The sequence below is a fragment of the Streptomyces aculeolatus genome, assembly GCF_020400605.1.
GTDB classification, from domain to species: domain Bacteria; phylum Actinomycetota; class Actinomycetes; order Streptomycetales; family Streptomycetaceae; genus Streptomyces; species Streptomyces aculeolatus.
On the sequence record NZ_JAINRD010000001.1, the window covers coordinates 783,040 to 797,141 of the forward strand.

At 75.0% G+C, this 14,102-nt stretch carries 15 protein-coding genes; 6 read left to right on the forward strand and 9 right to left on the reverse strand.

Features of this window, described 5'->3' with window-relative positions; genetic code table 11:
- Nucleotides 1-48 precede the first annotated feature (48 nt).
- A complete protein-coding gene (locus LG396_RS39105; RefSeq protein ID WP_443729171.1) occupies nucleotides 49-1,188 on the forward strand; it encodes a hypothetical protein in 1,140 nt (379 codons plus the stop codon).
- Nucleotides 1,185-1,628, forward strand: coding sequence for an NUDIX hydrolase (locus LG396_RS03435; RefSeq protein ID WP_225793504.1), 444 nt, complete (start codon nucleotides 1,185-1,187; stop codon nucleotides 1,626-1,628). The genes LG396_RS39105 and LG396_RS03435 overlap by 4 nt, the downstream gene beginning before the upstream one ends.
- A gap of 15 nt (nucleotides 1,629-1,643) precedes the next feature.
- Here the strand turns inward: LG396_RS03435 and LG396_RS03440 are convergent, their stop codons facing one another.
- A complete protein-coding gene (locus LG396_RS03440) occupies nucleotides 1,644-2,060 on the reverse strand; it encodes a VOC family protein (protein ID WP_027768581.1) in 417 nt (138 codons plus the stop codon).
- Between the two features lie 79 nt (nucleotides 2,061-2,139).
- On the opposite strand from LG396_RS03440, the gene LG396_RS03445 reads away from it, so the two are divergent.
- Nucleotides 2,140-2,757: a TetR/AcrR family transcriptional regulator gene (locus LG396_RS03445; RefSeq protein WP_225793505.1), complete on the forward strand. Its 618-nt coding sequence runs from the start codon at nucleotides 2,140-2,142 to the stop codon at nucleotides 2,755-2,757.
- Here the strand turns inward: LG396_RS03445 and LG396_RS03450 are convergent.
- From LG396_RS03450 to LG396_RS03480, 7 genes are all read right to left on the reverse strand, one after another.
- Nucleotides 2,729-3,250, reverse strand: coding sequence for a type III secretion system chaperone family protein (locus LG396_RS03450; RefSeq protein WP_225793506.1), 522 nt, complete (start codon nucleotides 3,248-3,250; stop codon nucleotides 2,729-2,731). The two genes, LG396_RS03445 and LG396_RS03450, sit on opposite strands and share 29 nt — an antisense overlap.
- Complete coding sequence (mshA, locus tag LG396_RS03455; protein ID WP_225793507.1) at nucleotides 3,243-4,592, reverse strand: D-inositol-3-phosphate glycosyltransferase; 1,350 nt, start codon at nucleotides 4,590-4,592, stop codon at nucleotides 3,243-3,245. The genes LG396_RS03450 and mshA overlap by 8 nt, the downstream gene beginning before the upstream one ends.
- A 324-nt stretch (nucleotides 4,593-4,916) precedes the next feature.
- Entirely contained in the window at nucleotides 4,917-5,768 is an 852-nt protein-coding gene (locus LG396_RS03460; protein WP_225793508.1) for a class I SAM-dependent methyltransferase, read from the reverse strand.
- Nucleotides 5,769-6,038: 270 nt separating this feature from the next.
- Complete coding sequence (locus LG396_RS03465; RefSeq protein ID WP_225793509.1) at nucleotides 6,039-6,710, reverse strand: hypothetical protein; 672 nt, start codon at nucleotides 6,708-6,710, stop codon at nucleotides 6,039-6,041.
- Complete coding sequence (locus LG396_RS03470; protein WP_225793510.1) at nucleotides 6,698-7,903, reverse strand: WXG100 family type VII secretion target; 1,206 nt, start codon at nucleotides 7,901-7,903, stop codon at nucleotides 6,698-6,700. Before LG396_RS03470 ends, LG396_RS03465 begins: the two co-directional genes overlap by 13 nt.
- On the reverse strand, nucleotides 7,900-8,196 hold the full coding sequence (locus LG396_RS03475; protein WP_018836068.1) for a hypothetical protein: 297 nt from the start codon (nucleotides 8,194-8,196) through the stop codon (nucleotides 7,900-7,902). The genes LG396_RS03470 and LG396_RS03475 overlap by 4 nt, the downstream gene beginning before the upstream one ends.
- A 72-nt stretch (nucleotides 8,197-8,268) precedes the next feature.
- On the reverse strand, nucleotides 8,269-9,606 hold the full coding sequence (locus LG396_RS03480) for an MDR family MFS transporter (protein WP_225793511.1): 1,338 nt from the start codon (nucleotides 9,604-9,606) through the stop codon (nucleotides 8,269-8,271).
- A 140-nt stretch (nucleotides 9,607-9,746) separates the two neighbouring features.
- Here LG396_RS03480 and LG396_RS03485 point away from each other — a divergent pair, with 140 nt between their 5' ends.
- Complete coding sequence (locus LG396_RS03485) at nucleotides 9,747-10,505, forward strand: phosphoglyceromutase (protein WP_225793512.1); 759 nt, start codon at nucleotides 9,747-9,749, stop codon at nucleotides 10,503-10,505.
- A 497-nt stretch (nucleotides 10,506-11,002) separates the two neighbouring features.
- On the opposite strand, the gene phoU is transcribed toward LG396_RS03485, so the two are convergent.
- Nucleotides 11,003-11,680 (reverse strand): phosphate signaling complex protein PhoU, encoded by a 678-nt coding sequence (gene phoU, locus LG396_RS03490; protein ID WP_018836073.1) that lies wholly within the window; start codon nucleotides 11,678-11,680, stop codon nucleotides 11,003-11,005.
- Between the two features lie 170 nt (nucleotides 11,681-11,850).
- Between phoU and phoR the strand changes: the two genes are divergently transcribed.
- Both phoR and phoP read left to right on the forward strand, forming a co-directional pair.
- Nucleotides 11,851-13,125 (forward strand): two-component system sensor histidine kinase PhoR, encoded by a 1,275-nt coding sequence (gene phoR / locus LG396_RS03495; RefSeq protein ID WP_018836074.1) that lies wholly within the window; start codon nucleotides 11,851-11,853, stop codon nucleotides 13,123-13,125.
- An 88-nt stretch (nucleotides 13,126-13,213) separates the two neighbouring features.
- Nucleotides 13,214-13,894 carry a two-component system response regulator PhoP gene (gene phoP, locus LG396_RS03500; RefSeq protein WP_018836075.1) on the forward strand — a complete coding sequence of 227 codons (681 nt, stop codon included), beginning with the start codon at nucleotides 13,214-13,216 and terminating at the stop codon, nucleotides 13,892-13,894.
- The last annotated feature ends 208 nt before the right edge of the window (nucleotides 13,895-14,102 follow it).

Below are 14,102 nucleotides of genomic sequence, written 5' to 3' on the forward strand. Positions count from 1 at the left end.
GCCGTGGACGTGGAGACGACGGCCGGGGGTGCGGGTGCCCCCGGCCCGGTGGCGGAACTCGCGGCCGGGGGTGCGGCGGGACGGCCGGGCGGGAGCCCGGGCCCGGCCGGTACGGGCCGTGCCGGCGGTGCGGTGCCGGGGGCGCGGTCCGGGAGCGGCGGGGGAGCCGCGCCCGCGGGCGGCGCCCTGATGGCGGGTGGACCCGGCGGGCCGGGCCCGGAGGCCGCCACCACCGCCGCAGGCGCCGCCACCGCCGCGGAGCGGCGGCCGGACGGTGCCACGCGCGGCGCGCTCGCGGGCGCGGCCCGCGGTGGCCGGTCCCGGGACGGGGCCGGGCGACCCGCCTCCGGCATCTCCCCTTCCTCCGGCATCTCCCCTTCCTCCGGTGCCGCCCCCGGCGTCTCCGCCTCCACCCGGCCCGCGCCGGGCACGGCGGTGTCCGGAGCCGGTTCCGGGCGGACGGCCGGCGACGGTGGGCGCCGTACCGGGGTGGCCACCGCCGCCGTGCCCGCGGCAGGCGGCCCGCGAGCCGTGGGGGCGGCGCGGGCCGGGGCGCTGCTGCAGCGGCGGTTGGGGCTGGCGCGGAGCCGGGCGCACTCCGAGGCGCTGGACGCGCTGACGTCCGCGCGGTACCACGCGCTCGCCGACGCCGTCGCCCTGCTCGTCTCCGACGCGCCGCTGACCGGCGCCGCCCGGCGCTCCGCCGCCACGCTGCCCGAGCACCACGACGAGCTGCGCCGCCTGCTGGCCGCCGCCGTCGCCGCGCTGCCGCTGGCCCGCGCCGGCCGCCCGTACAACGCCGCCGCCCTCGCCCGCGGCCTGGCCGCCCCCCGCCGTGCCGCCGCCGGCGCCCCCGCCGCCGACGACCGCGACGACGTCCCCTGGCGGCACGTGCACGCCCTTGTCCGCCGCGCCCGGCACGCCGCGGAGATCCTCGCCGCGTGCCCGCCCGGCACCGTCCCCGTACGCCCCGCGGGCCCGCCGCTGCCCGCCGCGGGCGCCGCGCTCGACCGCGACCGCGAGGCCGTCGAGGCCGCCGCCGCTGCCGCCTCCGCCGCCGCGACCCCCCGGATCGCCCCCGCCACGGCCTACGCCCTCGGTGTCCTCCACGCCGACCAGCGCCACGAGGTGGAGGCCGCCCGCTTCACCTTCGGCAGGCTCTGGCAGGCGAGAGGGGAGCAGCCGTGAAGGGGCACCCGGTCCACCTGATCCGCGCCGCCGGCTGCGTCCTGTGGCGTACCGCGCCCGCCGCCGACGGGGCCCCCGGCGGGCTGGAGATCGCCCTCGTCCACCGGCCCAAGTACGACGACTGGTCCCACCCGAAGGGCAAGCTCAAGCACGGTGAGGAGCCCCTGGCCGCCGCACTCCGCGAGGTCGCCGAGGAGACCGGCATGGCCTGCGAGCCCGGCGCCCCGCTGCCGACGACCCGCTACCGGGTCGCCGACGGCCGCCCCAAGGAGGTCCGCTACTGGGCCGCGCGGGCGGGCGCCGGGGCGTTCGTCCCCAACGACGAGGTGGACCGCGTCGTGTGGCTGCCGCCCGCCGCGGCCCGCCGGCGGCTGAGCCAACCGCACGACCGCGCCCTCGTCGACGCGCTGCTGGCGGCCCTGCCCTCCGACGCGGCCTGAGGGGCCCCGGCGTCCCTACGCCGTCGCGTACTGCTCGGCGAACTCCCCGGTCGGCGCGATCGGCGTGATCACGTCGATGAGGATCCCGTTCGGGTCCGCGACGATGAAGTGCCGCTGCCCGAAGTCCTCGCTGCGCAGTTCCAGCTCGGGCCGCAGCCCCTCGCGTACGACGAGCCGCTCCCACTCCGCGTCCACGTCGGCGACCTCGAAGTTGAGCAGCAGCCCCCGCGCGGCCTCGCGGTAGCCCTCGGGGACCGTGGGGTGGGCGGGGTCGAGCAGGGCCAGCTCGTACGGCGGGTCACCCGGCCGGCGCAGGCTCACGTACCAGTCGGCCTCGAAGGTCACCTCGAAGCCCATCAGCCGGACGTAGAAGTCGCGCGACTCGGTCAGCCGGCTCGTGCCGATCACGGGATAGAAACTGGTCAGCTCCATGGCCGACTCCTTTCGCGTACCATCGGTATGTCAAAACCGTAGTTCGCATACCATCGGTACGTCAAATGGGGAGGCGTGTATGGCCGCGCGCGGCGGAGTCAGGGCGGAGCAGCGGGCGCAGACCAGGCGGGTGCTGCTGCGCGAGAGCCGGCGGCTCTTCGCGAGCCGGGGCTACGGGGCCGTGGGGCTGGCCGAGATCGTGCGCGCCTCCGGCGTGACGAAGGGCGCGCTGTACCACCACTTCGACGGCAAGGCGGACCTCTTCCGCGCCGTACTGGAGGAGGCGCAGCAGGAGGTCGGCAGGCGCGTCGCGGAGGCCGCCGAGCGGCACCCGGACCCGTGGGACCAGCTGACCGCCGGCTGCCGCGAGTTCCTGGCCGCGAGCACGGACCCCGAGCTGCAGCGGATCATGCTGGTCGACGGGCCCGCGGTGCTGGGGTGGAGCGAGTGGCGGGCGATGGACGAGGCCGCCTCCGCGCGGCATCTGACGGAGGCGCTGGCGGAGCTGGTGGCGGCGGGCGTCGTGGCGCCGCAGCCGGTGGCGCCGCTGGCGCACCTGCTGTCCGGCGCGATGAACGAGGCGGCGCTGTGGCTGGCCGCCGACGCCGGCCCCGGCGACCTCGCCGACACCTGGGCGGCGCTGGAGCGGATGCTGGACGCGCTCCGCGCTACTCCGGCGGCTGCTCCGCGCGTGTGAGGTGCGTGAACGCGTCCAGGTTGCGCGTGGACTCCCCGCGCGCGGTACGCCACGCGTACTCCTTGCGGATCGCCGTCGCGAACCCCAGCTCCAGCAGCCTGTTGAAGCTGCCGTCCGCCGTCTCCAGCACCGTGCCCAGCACCCGGTCCAACTCCTCGGGCGTCACCGCCGCCAGCGGCAGCCGCCCGACGAGGTAGATGTCGCCGAGCCGGTCGACGGCGAACCCCACCCCGTACAGCCGGGTGTTGCGCTCCAGCAGCCAGCGGTGGACGCCGGCCTCGTTCTCGTCGGGGCGGCGGATCACGAAGGCGTTGACCGACAGGGAGTGCCGGCCGACGATGAGCTGGCAGGTCGTCGACAGCTTCCGGGTGCCGGGCAGCGAGACGACGTACGTGCCGGGCGCGGGCGACTCGTACTCGATCCCCGCCTCGCGCAGCGTGTCCTCGACTACCTCGCCCGCGGTGTGCCCGCCCGCCTCGCTCGCCTCAGCCATGCGGCGATCGTAGGCGAGGCCGTACGCCGCCGGGGTGCCCGGCGATCGCGGCGGCGTACACGTCGGCCGTCGCGCGGGCGGCGGCGTCCCAGCCGAAGCCCGCCGCGTGCCCGGCCGCCGCCGCGCCCATCCGGCCGGCCAGCGCCGCGTCGGCGGCGAGCCGCCCCAGCGCGGCGGCGAAGTCCGCCGGGTCGTGGCCGTCGACCAGCAGCCCCGTGACGCCGTCGCGCACCGCGACCGGCAGCCCGCCGACCGCCGCTGCCACCACCGGCGTCCCGCACGCCTGCGCCTCCAGCGCGACCAGCCCGAACGACTCGCTGTACGACGGCATCACCAGCACCGACGCCGCCCGGAACCAGCGCGCCAGCGCCTCCTGCGCCACCGGCGGCGTGAACCGTACGACGTCGCAGATCCCCAGCCGCGCCGCCAGCTTCTGCAGCGCCTCCGGCTTGGTCAGCCCGCTCCCGCTCGGCCCGCCCACCACCGGCACCACCAGCCGCTCGCGCAGCGCCGGCGTCCGCTCCAGGAGCAGCGCCACGGCGCGCAGCAGCACGTCGGGGGCCTTGAGGGGCTGTATGCGGCCGGCGAACAGCGGCACGAAGGCGTCCTGCGGCACCCCGAGAGCGGCGCGGGCCTCGGCGCGGGCGCCGGGTGCGGCGGGCCCGCCGGGCGGGGCGGGGCGGAAGACGTCGAGGTTCACGCCGGGGCGCACGATGGCGACGCGGGCGGGGTCGGCGTCGTAGTGGTGGACCAGGTCGTGCGCCTCGTCGTCGGTGTTGGCGACGAGCCGGTCCGCGGCCCGTACGACCTGGCTCTCGCCGATGACGCGGGCGGGCGGCTCGGCGCTGTCGCCGGTGGCGAGGGCGGCGTTCTTGACCTTGGCCATGGTGTGCATGGCGTGGACGAGCGGCACGCCCCAGCGCTCGGCGGCGAGCCAGCCGACGTGGCCGGAGAGCCAGTAGTGGGAGTGCACGAGGTCGTAGTAGCCGGGGCGGTGGCTCGCCTCGGTCTGCATGACGCCGTGGGTGAACGCGCAGAGCTGCGCGGGCAGGTCCTCCTTGGCCAGCCCTTCGTACGGGCCGGCGGCCACATGGCGTACGAGCACCCCGGGCGCCAGCTCGACGGCCGGGGGGAGGGCGGCGGTGGTGGCGCGGGTGAAGACCTCGACCTCGACGCCGATCTCGGCGAGCCGGCGGGCCAGCTCGACGATGTAGACGTTCATGCCCCCGGCGTCGCCCGTACCGGGCTGGTGGAGGGGCGAGGTGTGCACGGAGAGCATGGCGACGCGACGCGGTCGCCGGTGCCGCGAGAGCGCGCGGAACCGGGACAGGTGGTGGCTCACGGCTGCTGTCTCCTCCTCGCATTCGCCGTCATCCCCGCCGTGAGGAAGTGAACACCGGGGGTGGCGGCTTCATTCCCGCCCCCGCGGAGGGCCCCCGGGAGGGCCGGTGCGGGAGCGCGGCACGACGGCCCGCCGGGGCCGCGGCCGGCCGCGGTGCGGGCTGCCGCCGGCAGGCGGCGCGCGCGGAAGGCCGCGGCCGGGCATGCGTGCGGGTGACCGCCGCGCTGCCGCGGGCGGGCGCCCCCGGCGCCCGCGCACGCCGCGGGCGGGTGCCTCCGGCGCGCCTCCTGCCGGAGCCAGGTGTCCGCGCCCGGCCGCAGGCGGCTACAACCCCCAGCCCCGCGGGGCCACCGCCCGCCAGGCCACCGTCAGCTCGCCCTGGCGCCAGCGGCCCGGGCCGTCGGCCAGGGGCCAGTCCGCGGACAGCGCGCTCGCCGTACGGATCCAGCGCTGCCGCGCGCCCAGCGGCGCGTACGGGGCGGCCGTGGCCCACGCCCGGTCGAAGTCGCGGAGGAACGCGTGCACCGGCTCCCCCGCGACGTTGCGGTGGATCAGCGCCTTCGGCAGCCGCTCCGCCAGGTCCGAGGGCGCCTCCAGGCTCGCCAGGTGGGCGGCGAAGGTGACGGTGCGGGGGCCCTCCGGGCCCAGCGCCAGCCACACGTGGCGGCGCCCCGCCTCATCGCAGGTGCCCTCCACCAGCAACCCGTCCGGGCCGAGCCGCGCCGTGAGCCGCGCCCACGCCGCCGGCACCTCCTCCTCGCCGTACTGCCGCAGCACGTTGGCGGCGCGGATGAGTACCGGGCGGGTGCCGCCGGGGAGCGGCACCTCGAACCCGCCGCGCACGAAGGTCAGCCCGTCGCGCTCGTACGGCCGCGCCGCCGCCACCCGCTCCGGGTCGATCTCCACGCCGGCGACCTCGGCCAGCGGGCAGGCGGTACGGAGCCGCTCCAGCAGCTCGACGGCGGTCCAGGGGGCGGCGCCGTAACCGAGGTCGACGGCGACGGCCCGGCCCGCGGCCCGCGCGGTGCGGCGCAGGGCGGTCCCGTGCGCGGCGGCGATCCAGCGGTCCATGCGGCGCAGCCGGTTGGGGTTGGTCGTCCCCCGCGTCACCGCCCCGACCGGCCGCGCGGCCCGCGCGTGGCGCGGAGGGCGCCCGGGTCGCTGCGGAGAGGCCATGACCCCCAGCGTACGAGCCCGCGCGCCGCACCTCCGCGGGCCCGCCCGCGGCGCGGGGCATGCGGGTCGGTGCGCGGGCGCGGCCGCCGACCGCCAGGCGTCCTCCGCACGAGCCGACCGCCGCGCACCCGCGCCTCAGCGGGGGACCCGGACCCCCGCCGCCCGCAGGGCCGCGATCAGTTCCTTGCGGTGCGGTGTGCGGAGCTGCACCGCACCGCCCGCCAGTGGACGTCGACGATCTCGGCCGGGCTCACCGGGTTCCCCGAGCCGCTACCCCGTCGGCCCGTACGCATCCGGTGCCTCGTCCACGAACACCGACCGGCCCGCGATCACCGCCACCAGCCCCGCCAACTCCCCGGCCTGCAGCGGATTCAGGCTCGTACCGACGACCAGCAGGCCCAGTCCGCCGCCCACCGGCGTGGCCAGCGCACCGGCCAGCCCCACCTGCACCGGCCCGTCGCCGGCGCCCCCGGCGCCCTCGACCGCCGCGCCCGCGGCCACCGCCGCCGGCAGCGCCGGCTGCGCCACGAAGCCGAACCCCATCCCCATGTCCGTCGCGTACGCCTCCGTGTACGCCGGCGCCGCGCCGTAGTGCTCCGCGAACACCGACGTCATCAACTCGCCCAGGTCCAGGTCCGACGGGCTCTCGGGCACCGCCACCACGCCCGCGAACACCAGCCACGCCGCCTGCTCCCCGCTGCTCGGCAGCGGCGCCGTGACGATGCCGTTCATCAGCACCCCGTCCGCGTACAGCACGTCGTGCCACGCCACCAGCGCGTCGGTGAACTGCTCCCGCCGCTCCGCCGCCGTCCGCGGGTACGTCAGCCGCACCAGCTCCGCGCAGCGGGCCCGGGTCGCCTCGCGGTCGCCGCCGTCGGCCATCAGGTCGAACCAGTCGACGGGCGCGTACAACTGGATCCTGCCGGGGGTCAGCGTGCCCATGGCGCCACCGTGTCCTTGTTCGTCAGCGGGCCGAAGTCCCAGGTGAGCAGCTTCCCGGCGGTCTCGATGGTGTCGTGCGAGCCCTCGGCGGTGAAGGCGTTGCCGGTCCAGGTGGTGAAGTACTGCCCGGTGCGCATGCCGAACTCGCGGACGCTCATGCTGTACGACGCCCCGCGCGCGAGCTGGAAGTAGCCCTGCGGCAGCTCCATCGCCGGCAGCCGGCCGCCGAGTTGGGCGACCATCCGCGTCGGCTGGTTGCTCGCCTTGGCGGCGGCCAGGATCTCGTCGCCGAAGCGCGCGCCGAGCTTGCCCAGGCCGAAGCCGATGGCGTCCATGATGACGTCCTTGGTGGTGAGCGCCTTGAGGAAGCTGCCCGTGGTGCCGACCGCGGAGAGGTAGTGGGCGACGAGCGCGACGCCCGCCAGCGCGAGCGAGGCCGCGCCGAGGAACTGCAGCCCGGGGACGAGCGCGAGGAGTCCGGTGACGGTGCTGAGCAGGCCGGCGATGTCGCCGAGCGTCTTGAAGAGCGGGGCCAGCTCCGCGAGCGTGCCCATCGGGTCGGTCACGGCCTGGCCGATGGCCTCCAGCGCCCCGCCGACCGCGTCGCCGAGCTTGTCCCAGAAGCCGGGCTCGTTCGGGGCGATGTCGAGGGCCTTCTGCAGCCGGGTGGCGGCCTCGCGGCCCTCCTGCTCGTAGTCGTCGTGCAGGCTGCGCGCCCGGCGGCGTACGTCGGCGAGGGGGTCCTCGTCGGATCCGGAGCCCGCATCCGCGCCCTTCTCCCCTTTACCGTCCCCGCCCTTCCCGTCCCCCTCTGCTTCCTTCTCCGCTTCCTTCTTCGCCTCCGCGTCCGCCGTCCGCTTCAGCTCCGCGGCCTCGTCCTCCAGCCGCGCCGCCGCCCGCTGCTGGCGGTCGATGTTCTCGGCCCAGTCGGTGAGCACCGTGCGGGCCGTGGAGAAGGCGCTGTACGCGTCCTTCACCTTCGGGCGGAAGTCGTCGGCCAGCAGCGCCCGGAAGGCGTCGGCGGCCTTGCCGCGCCAGTCGCCCTCGTCGGCGCCCTCCAGGACCCGGCATATCTCGCCCAGCGCGTCGGAGGTGCGGCGGACGGTGGCGGCGGTGTCCTTGGCCGTGTCGTAGTCGCCGGGGCAGGGCACGAAGCCCAGCGTGGGGTAGTCCGCGGCGGTGGGTGCGCTCACTTCCGCGCCGCCTCGGACAGCGCGGCCGCGAGGTCCTTGTCGAGGTCGGCGAAGCCCTTCTCGATCTGGTCGAGCGCCTCCGCCGCACCCTTGGCGAATTTACGCAACTGGCCGAACCCGTACGACCACTCGTCGCCGAACTCGTCCATGCGCCGCTCCAGCGCGCTCGCCCCCATGGCCCTGGCGTCCACATCGGCCATGGCGCGGGCCGGCTTGTCCAGGACTTCGCCGATGTGGGCGAGGTTGTGGCGGACGCGTTTGAGCATGGCGTTGTCGATGTAAAGGTCGGACATGTACGTCCCCCTCGGACCGGAATGGTGGGCTCTTCCGAGGGGCAGACGCTACCCGTGTGACGTATGAGGCTGCTACATCGACCTGGTGGACGATTCCTCAACAGCATTTTCGGCCGATTCCACGGGGGCCGCCACGGGCGCCCCCACAGCCGACCCGGCCGGCGCGGCCGGCTCCACGACCGCCTCCGTGGCCGGAACCGGGTCCTCCGTCGGCAGCCCGCGCATCAGCAGCGCGTACCCCGCCGCCGCCACGGTGCCCATCGCCGCGCACCCGCCCCACAGCCACTCCGCCCCGGCCTCGTCGATGATCCACCCGCCCAGCAGCGGGGCGGCGAGCGACGCGACGGCCCAGGACGTGGTGTACATGCCCTGGTACCGCCCGCGGCCGTGGACGGGGGAGAGGCGGACGACGATGCTCGTCTGCGTCGGCGCGTTGACGATCTCGCCGAGCGTCCAGACGCAGACGACGAGGGCGTACACGGCGACCGAGCCGGCGAACACGTTGAGCCCGAACCCGTACCCCGCCAGCAGCGAGGAGACGATCAGCAGCATCCGCGGGTCGCGGTGCTCGATGAACCGGGTCACCGGTATCTGCATGACGACTATCAGCACGCCGTTCACGGCGATGGCGATCCCGAAGTCCGAGCTGGAGAAGCCCTGATCGCCCATCGCCACCGGCAGCGAGACGTACGCCTGCATGAAGATGAGCGCGATCAGGAACGACAGCCCGACGACCCCCATGAACCGCCCGTCGCGCACCACCGTGCCGAGGCGCACGGAGTCCGCCGCCTCGCCCGCGGCGCCCGCGGGGCGCTCCGGCCGGGACTCCGGGAGCTTGATGAAGACGAGGATCGCGCAGATCAGGGTCATGGCGCCCTCGATGAGGAAGCCGGCCCGGTAGCTGTACTCGGCGATGAAGCCGGCGCCGGCGGAGGAGATCGCGAAGCCCAGGTTGATCGCCCAGTAGTTGAGGGAGAAGGCCCGTACGCGGTCCTTCGGCGGGACGATGTCCGCCATCATCGCCTGCACCGCGGGCCGGGAGGCGTTGGACGCCATGCCGACGGCGAACGCGACGGCGGGGATGGCCGCCTGGTGGGTGGTGAAGCCGAGCGCGGCGACGGTCACGGCGGTCGAGGACTGCGCGAGCATCAGCGTGGGCCGGCGCCCCAGGCGGTCGGCGAGCACGCCGCCGCCGAGCGAGGAGATCACGCCGCCGAGCCCGTACAGCGCGGCGACCAGGCCGGCGTACGAGGCGGAGTGGCCGCGCTCCTGCGTCAGGTACAGGGCCATGAAGGTGGCGACGAAGCCGCCGAGCCGGTTGACGAGCGTGGAGGTCCACAGCCACCAGAACTCGCGGGGCAGGCCGGAGACCGTCTCGCGGGTGGCGCGACCGATGCGGGCGACGGGCACGGCGGAACCCCCGGATGTAAGTGGCGCGACAAGTAAGGGGATGTTACGAAGCGGGGTCGCCGTTTCGCCACCGAATTGACGGCTGCCGTCAATCCGGGCCCGCGGGGTGGGGGCCCGGCCGCTCGATTAGGCTCGGTGCCATGGCCGACGCACCGTACAAGCTGATCCTCCTCCGCCACGGAGAGAGCGACTGGAACGCCAAGAACCTGTTCACCGGCTGGGTGGACGTGAACCTCACCGACAAGGGCGAGAAGGAGGCGGTGCGCGGCGGCGAGCTGCTGCGCGAGGCCGGCTGGCTGCCGGACGTCGTCCACACGTCGCTGCTCAAGCGCGCCATCAGGACCGCCAACCTGTCGCTGGCCGCCTGCGACCGGCACTGGATCCCGGTCGCCCGCTCCTGGCGCCTCAACGAGCGGCACTACGGCGCGCTGCAGGGCAAGGACAAGGCGCAGACGCTCGCCGAGTTCGGCGAGGAGCAGTTCATGACCTGGCGCCGCTCGTACGACACGCCCCCGCCGCCGATCTCCGACGACAGCGAGTTCTCGCAGGCGCACGACGCGCGCTACGCGCACATCCCCAGCGAGCTGCGGCCGAAGACGGAGTGCCTGAAGGACGTGCTGGAGCGCGCCCTGCCGTACTGGTACGACAGCATCGTGCCGGACCTCCAGGCCGGCCGGACGGTGCTCGTCGCGGCGCACGGCAACAGCCTGCGGGCGGTGGTCAAGCACCTCGACGGCATCCCCGACGAGGAGATCCCGGGTCTGAACATCCCCACCGGCATCCCGCTGGCGTACGAGCTGGACTCCGACCTCCGCCCCGTCGGCAGCGGCGGCACCTACCTCGACCCGGAGGCGGCGGCCTCGGCGATCCAGGCGGTGGCGAACCAGGGCAAGAAGTAGGGGGAGCGCCCCCGCCACGGACACCGCGTACGGACCGCCCGCGAGCACAGCCCGTACGCGTACACCGCAGCCCCTGCCCGGCGTCGTCAGGGCAGGGGCTGCGGGCGTCTCGTCGCAGGCGTCGTCCGGCGGCTCAGCCGCAGCTCCCGCCGCAGTTGCACGACCCGCCCGACTGGCACCCGCAGGAGCAGCCGGGGCCGCAGCTACAGGCCCTCAGCTTCGGCAGCGGGGTCATCTTCGGGCGCATCCGCGGCGGCCGTGCCGTGGCGCGCGGGTCGGCACGGGTGCGGGAGGTGAATTCTTCCGGCATGCGGGACCTCCTAGCAGGGTGTTCCCTTCCACCGGAAGGCTGCCCCGGCGGCCGGGGCGCACATGCGGGCGCGCGGATGCATCTCCGGCCGTCGTACGGCCGTACGCCCCCGAAGCCGCGCCCGGCGCGTGAGCCGCCTGCGGGCGCGCCGGGCGCGCGCGGGGGCCGTGCCCCCGCGCTCCGGCGGCTACGCCCCCTCGACCGGCGCCGTCGCGCTCAGCTCGTCGGCGTGCTCGCCGGTCACCAGGTACACCACCCGGCCGGCGCAGGACACGGCGTGGTCGGCGAAGCGCTCGTAGTAGCGGCCGATCAGCGTCACGTCCACCGCGGTCTCGATGCCGTGCTTCCAGCGGTCGTCCATCAGGTGCTGGAAGATCTTGCGGTGCAGGTAGTCCATCCTGTCGTCGTCCTGCTCCAGCTCCAGCGCCAGGTCGACGTTCTTGGTGGTGACGACCTCCGCGGCCTTCGCCATCAGCCGCTGCGCGAGCTGCCCCATCTCCAGCACGGTGGCGTGCAGGTCGTCGGGGACGCAGCGGCCGGGGTAGCGCAGCCGGGCGAGCTTGGCGACGTGCTTGGCCAGGTCGCCGGAGCGCTCCAGGTCGGCGCTCATCCGCAGCGACGTCACCACGATGCGCAGATCCGTGGCCACGGGCTGTTGCCGGGCGAGCAGCTGGATGGCCCGCGTCTCCAGCTCGCGCTGCAGGTCGTCCACCTTCTCGTCGCCCGCGATCACGCTCTCGGCGAGCTGCAGGTCGGCGTCGAGCAGCGCCGCCGTCGCACGGCCCATGGCGGAGCCGACCAGCCGGGCCATGTCGACAAGGCCCTCGCCGATCGAGTCGAGCTCCTCGTGGTAAGAGTCGCGCATCCCAGTGTCCGTCCGTCCTCTTTGCCGATTTATGCAGCATCCACCATGCAGGGGACGACGCGCCACTTAGTGAATCGAGACCGACCTGAGGGTGAACTCTTGGCGACCAGTGTTCGAGACCGCACCCGGATGGCTGTGGAAGGGGTGCACGAGGTGCCTAACCTGGAGACATGGACGTGGACGCAGCTGTCGCCGCGGCGGCGGCGATCGCCGGGCTCTGCACCGGCGTGATCGCGGTGCTCGCGTTCCGGTGGAGCGAGCGTGAGCAGGCCAGGCCCACGCGCACCTCGCTGCACACGGACGCGGTGCTGCCGCCTGGCGTGGACACCGTCCTGTCCGTCCTGCGCTCCTCCGCCGTCGTGCTCGACGAGGACGACGCCGTGGTCAAGGCCAGCTCCGCGGCGTACGCCCTGGGGCTGGTCCGCGGCGGCCGGCTGGCGGTGGACCCGATGCTGGCGATGGCCCGCGACACCCGGCGCGACGGCGAGATACGGCAGGTGGAGCTGGACCTGCCGCGGCGCAGCGGACGCGGCGAGGCACTGGCGGTCTCCGCCCGCGTCGCGCCGCTCGGCTCCCGGCTCGTCCTGCTGCTCGTCGAGGACATGACCGAGGCCCGCCGCATCGAGGCCGTCCGCCGCGACTTCGTCGCGAACGTCAGCCACGAGCTGAAGACCCCCGTCGGCGCCCTGTCCCTGCTCTCCGAGGCGGTCATGGACGCCGCCGACGACCCCGAGGCGGTGGAGCGGTTCGCCGGCCGGATGCAGGGCGAGGCGACCCGGCTGACCAGCCTCGTGCAGGAGCTGATCGACCTCTCCCGGGTGCAGAACGACGACCCGCTGGAGGACGCCGAGCCGGTACGGGCCGACGAGCTGGTCGGCGAGGCCATAGAGCGGTGCCGGCAGCAGGCCGGCGCCAAGCAGATAACCATCGCCACCGGCGGCACGGCCGGACTCCGTGTCTGGGGCAACCGCGGCCAGCTCGCCGCGGCCCTGGGCAACCTGGTGGAGAACGCCGTGAACTACAGCCCGGCCCGTACCAGGGTCGGCATCGCGGCCCGCCGGCTGCCCGCCCCCGGCGGCGACCTCATCGAGATCGCGGTCACCGACCAGGGGATCGGCATCTCCGAGAAAGACCGCGAGCGGGTCTTCGAGCGCTTCTACCGGGTCGACCCGGCGCGCTCGCGGGCCACCGGCGGGACCGGTCTCGGTCTCGCCATCGTCAAGCACGTGGCCGCCTCGCACGGCGGGGAGGTCACGGTGTGGAGCGCTGAGGGCCAGGGCTCCACGTTCACCCTGCGGCTGCCCGAGGCCGCACGTCCGAAGGCCGGCCGGCCCGACACCGGCCGCAGCGGAGCTCTCATCGGCCCGGAGGACCTCGACGGCGAGGACCGGCTCCGGCTCGACGGGACCGACGCGCCCGACACAGCTCCGGAGGTCATTCCGTGACCCGCGTGCCCACCGCCCGGCGCGGCCCCACCCCCCGCCGCCCGGCCTCCCCATCCCCGTGCTGTCCGTCCCCCTCGGAGGTCAGAGCGTGACCCGGGTTCTTGTCGTCGAGGACGAGGAATCGTTCAGCGACGCACTGTCGTACATGCTCCGCAAGGAGGGCTTCGAGGTGGCCGTGGCGACCACGGGCCCCGAGGCGCTCGACGACTTCGACCGCAACGGCGCCGACCTGGTGCTGCTGGACCTCATGCTGCCGGGGCTGCCCGGCACGGAGGTGTGCCGCCAGCTGCGCGGCCGGTCCAACGTCCCGGTCATCATGGTGACCGCCAAGGACAGCGAGATCGACAAGGTCGTCGGGCTGGAGATAGGAGCCGACGACTACGTGACGAAACCCTTCTCCTCCCGGGAGCTGGTCGCCCGGATCCGCGCGGTCCTGCGCCGCCGCGGCGAACCGGAGGAGGCCGAGCCGGCGGCGCTGGAGGTCGGCCCGGTGCGGATGGACGTCGACCGGCACGTCGTCACGGTCGCCGGCGGCAAGGTCGACCTGCCGCTCAAGGAGTTCGACCTGCTGGAGATGCTGCTGCGCAACGCCGGCCGGGTGCTGACCCGGATGCAGCTCATCGACCGGGTCTGGGGCGCCGACTACGTCGGCGACACCAAGACCCTCGACGTCCACGTCAAGCGGCTGCGCGCGAAGATCGAGCCGGACCCGGGCGCGCCGCGGTACCTGGTGACGGTCCGCGGCCTGGGCTACAAGTTCGAGCCGTAGAGCGGCCGGTGCGGCGGGTGCGCGTGCGCATGCGCCGTACGGAACTAGGGGGAACCCGGCCCCGGCGCGCGGCAGCGCCGGGGCGCCGGGGCGTACCGCCCCGTGAGCTGCCTAGGGTCTGTCTGCAATCTCGCGTCGTTCGCCCGAAGGGCGGGCGGCGCGGCGTCTGGTGCGTGCGATCGCAAGGCGGAGGGTCGACCGCATAGTG

Bases quoted from the DNA above. Each gene is read 5' to 3' on its own strand.
- LG396_RS03475 (WP_018836068.1), bottom strand. From the start codon at position 8,196: ATGTCCGACCTTTACATCGACAACGCCATGCTCAAACGCGTCCGCCAC.
- phoU (WP_018836073.1), bottom strand. From the start codon at position 11,680: ATGCGCGACTCTTACCACGAGGAGCTCGACTCGATCGGCGAGGGCCTT.
- LG396_RS03440 (WP_027768581.1), bottom strand. From the start codon at position 2,060: ATGGAGCTGACCAGTTTCTATCCCGTGATCGGCACGAGCCGGCTGACC.
- phoR (WP_018836074.1), top strand. From the start codon at position 11,851: ATGGACGTGGACGCAGCTGTCGCCGCGGCGGCGGCGATCGCCGGGCTC.
- LG396_RS03485 (WP_225793512.1), top strand. From the start codon at position 9,747: ATGGCCGACGCACCGTACAAGCTGATCCTCCTCCGCCACGGAGAGAGC.
- LG396_RS03445 (WP_225793505.1), top strand. From the start codon at position 2,140: ATGGCCGCGCGCGGCGGAGTCAGGGCGGAGCAGCGGGCGCAGACCAGG.
- LG396_RS03460 (WP_225793508.1), bottom strand. From the start codon at position 5,768: ATGGCCTCTCCGCAGCGACCCGGGCGCCCTCCGCGCCACGCGCGGGCC.
- LG396_RS03450 (WP_225793506.1), bottom strand. From the start codon at position 3,250: ATGGCTGAGGCGAGCGAGGCGGGCGGGCACACCGCGGGCGAGGTAGTC.
- LG396_RS03465 (WP_225793509.1), bottom strand. From the start codon at position 6,710: ATGGGCACGCTGACCCCCGGCAGGATCCAGTTGTACGCGCCCGTCGAC.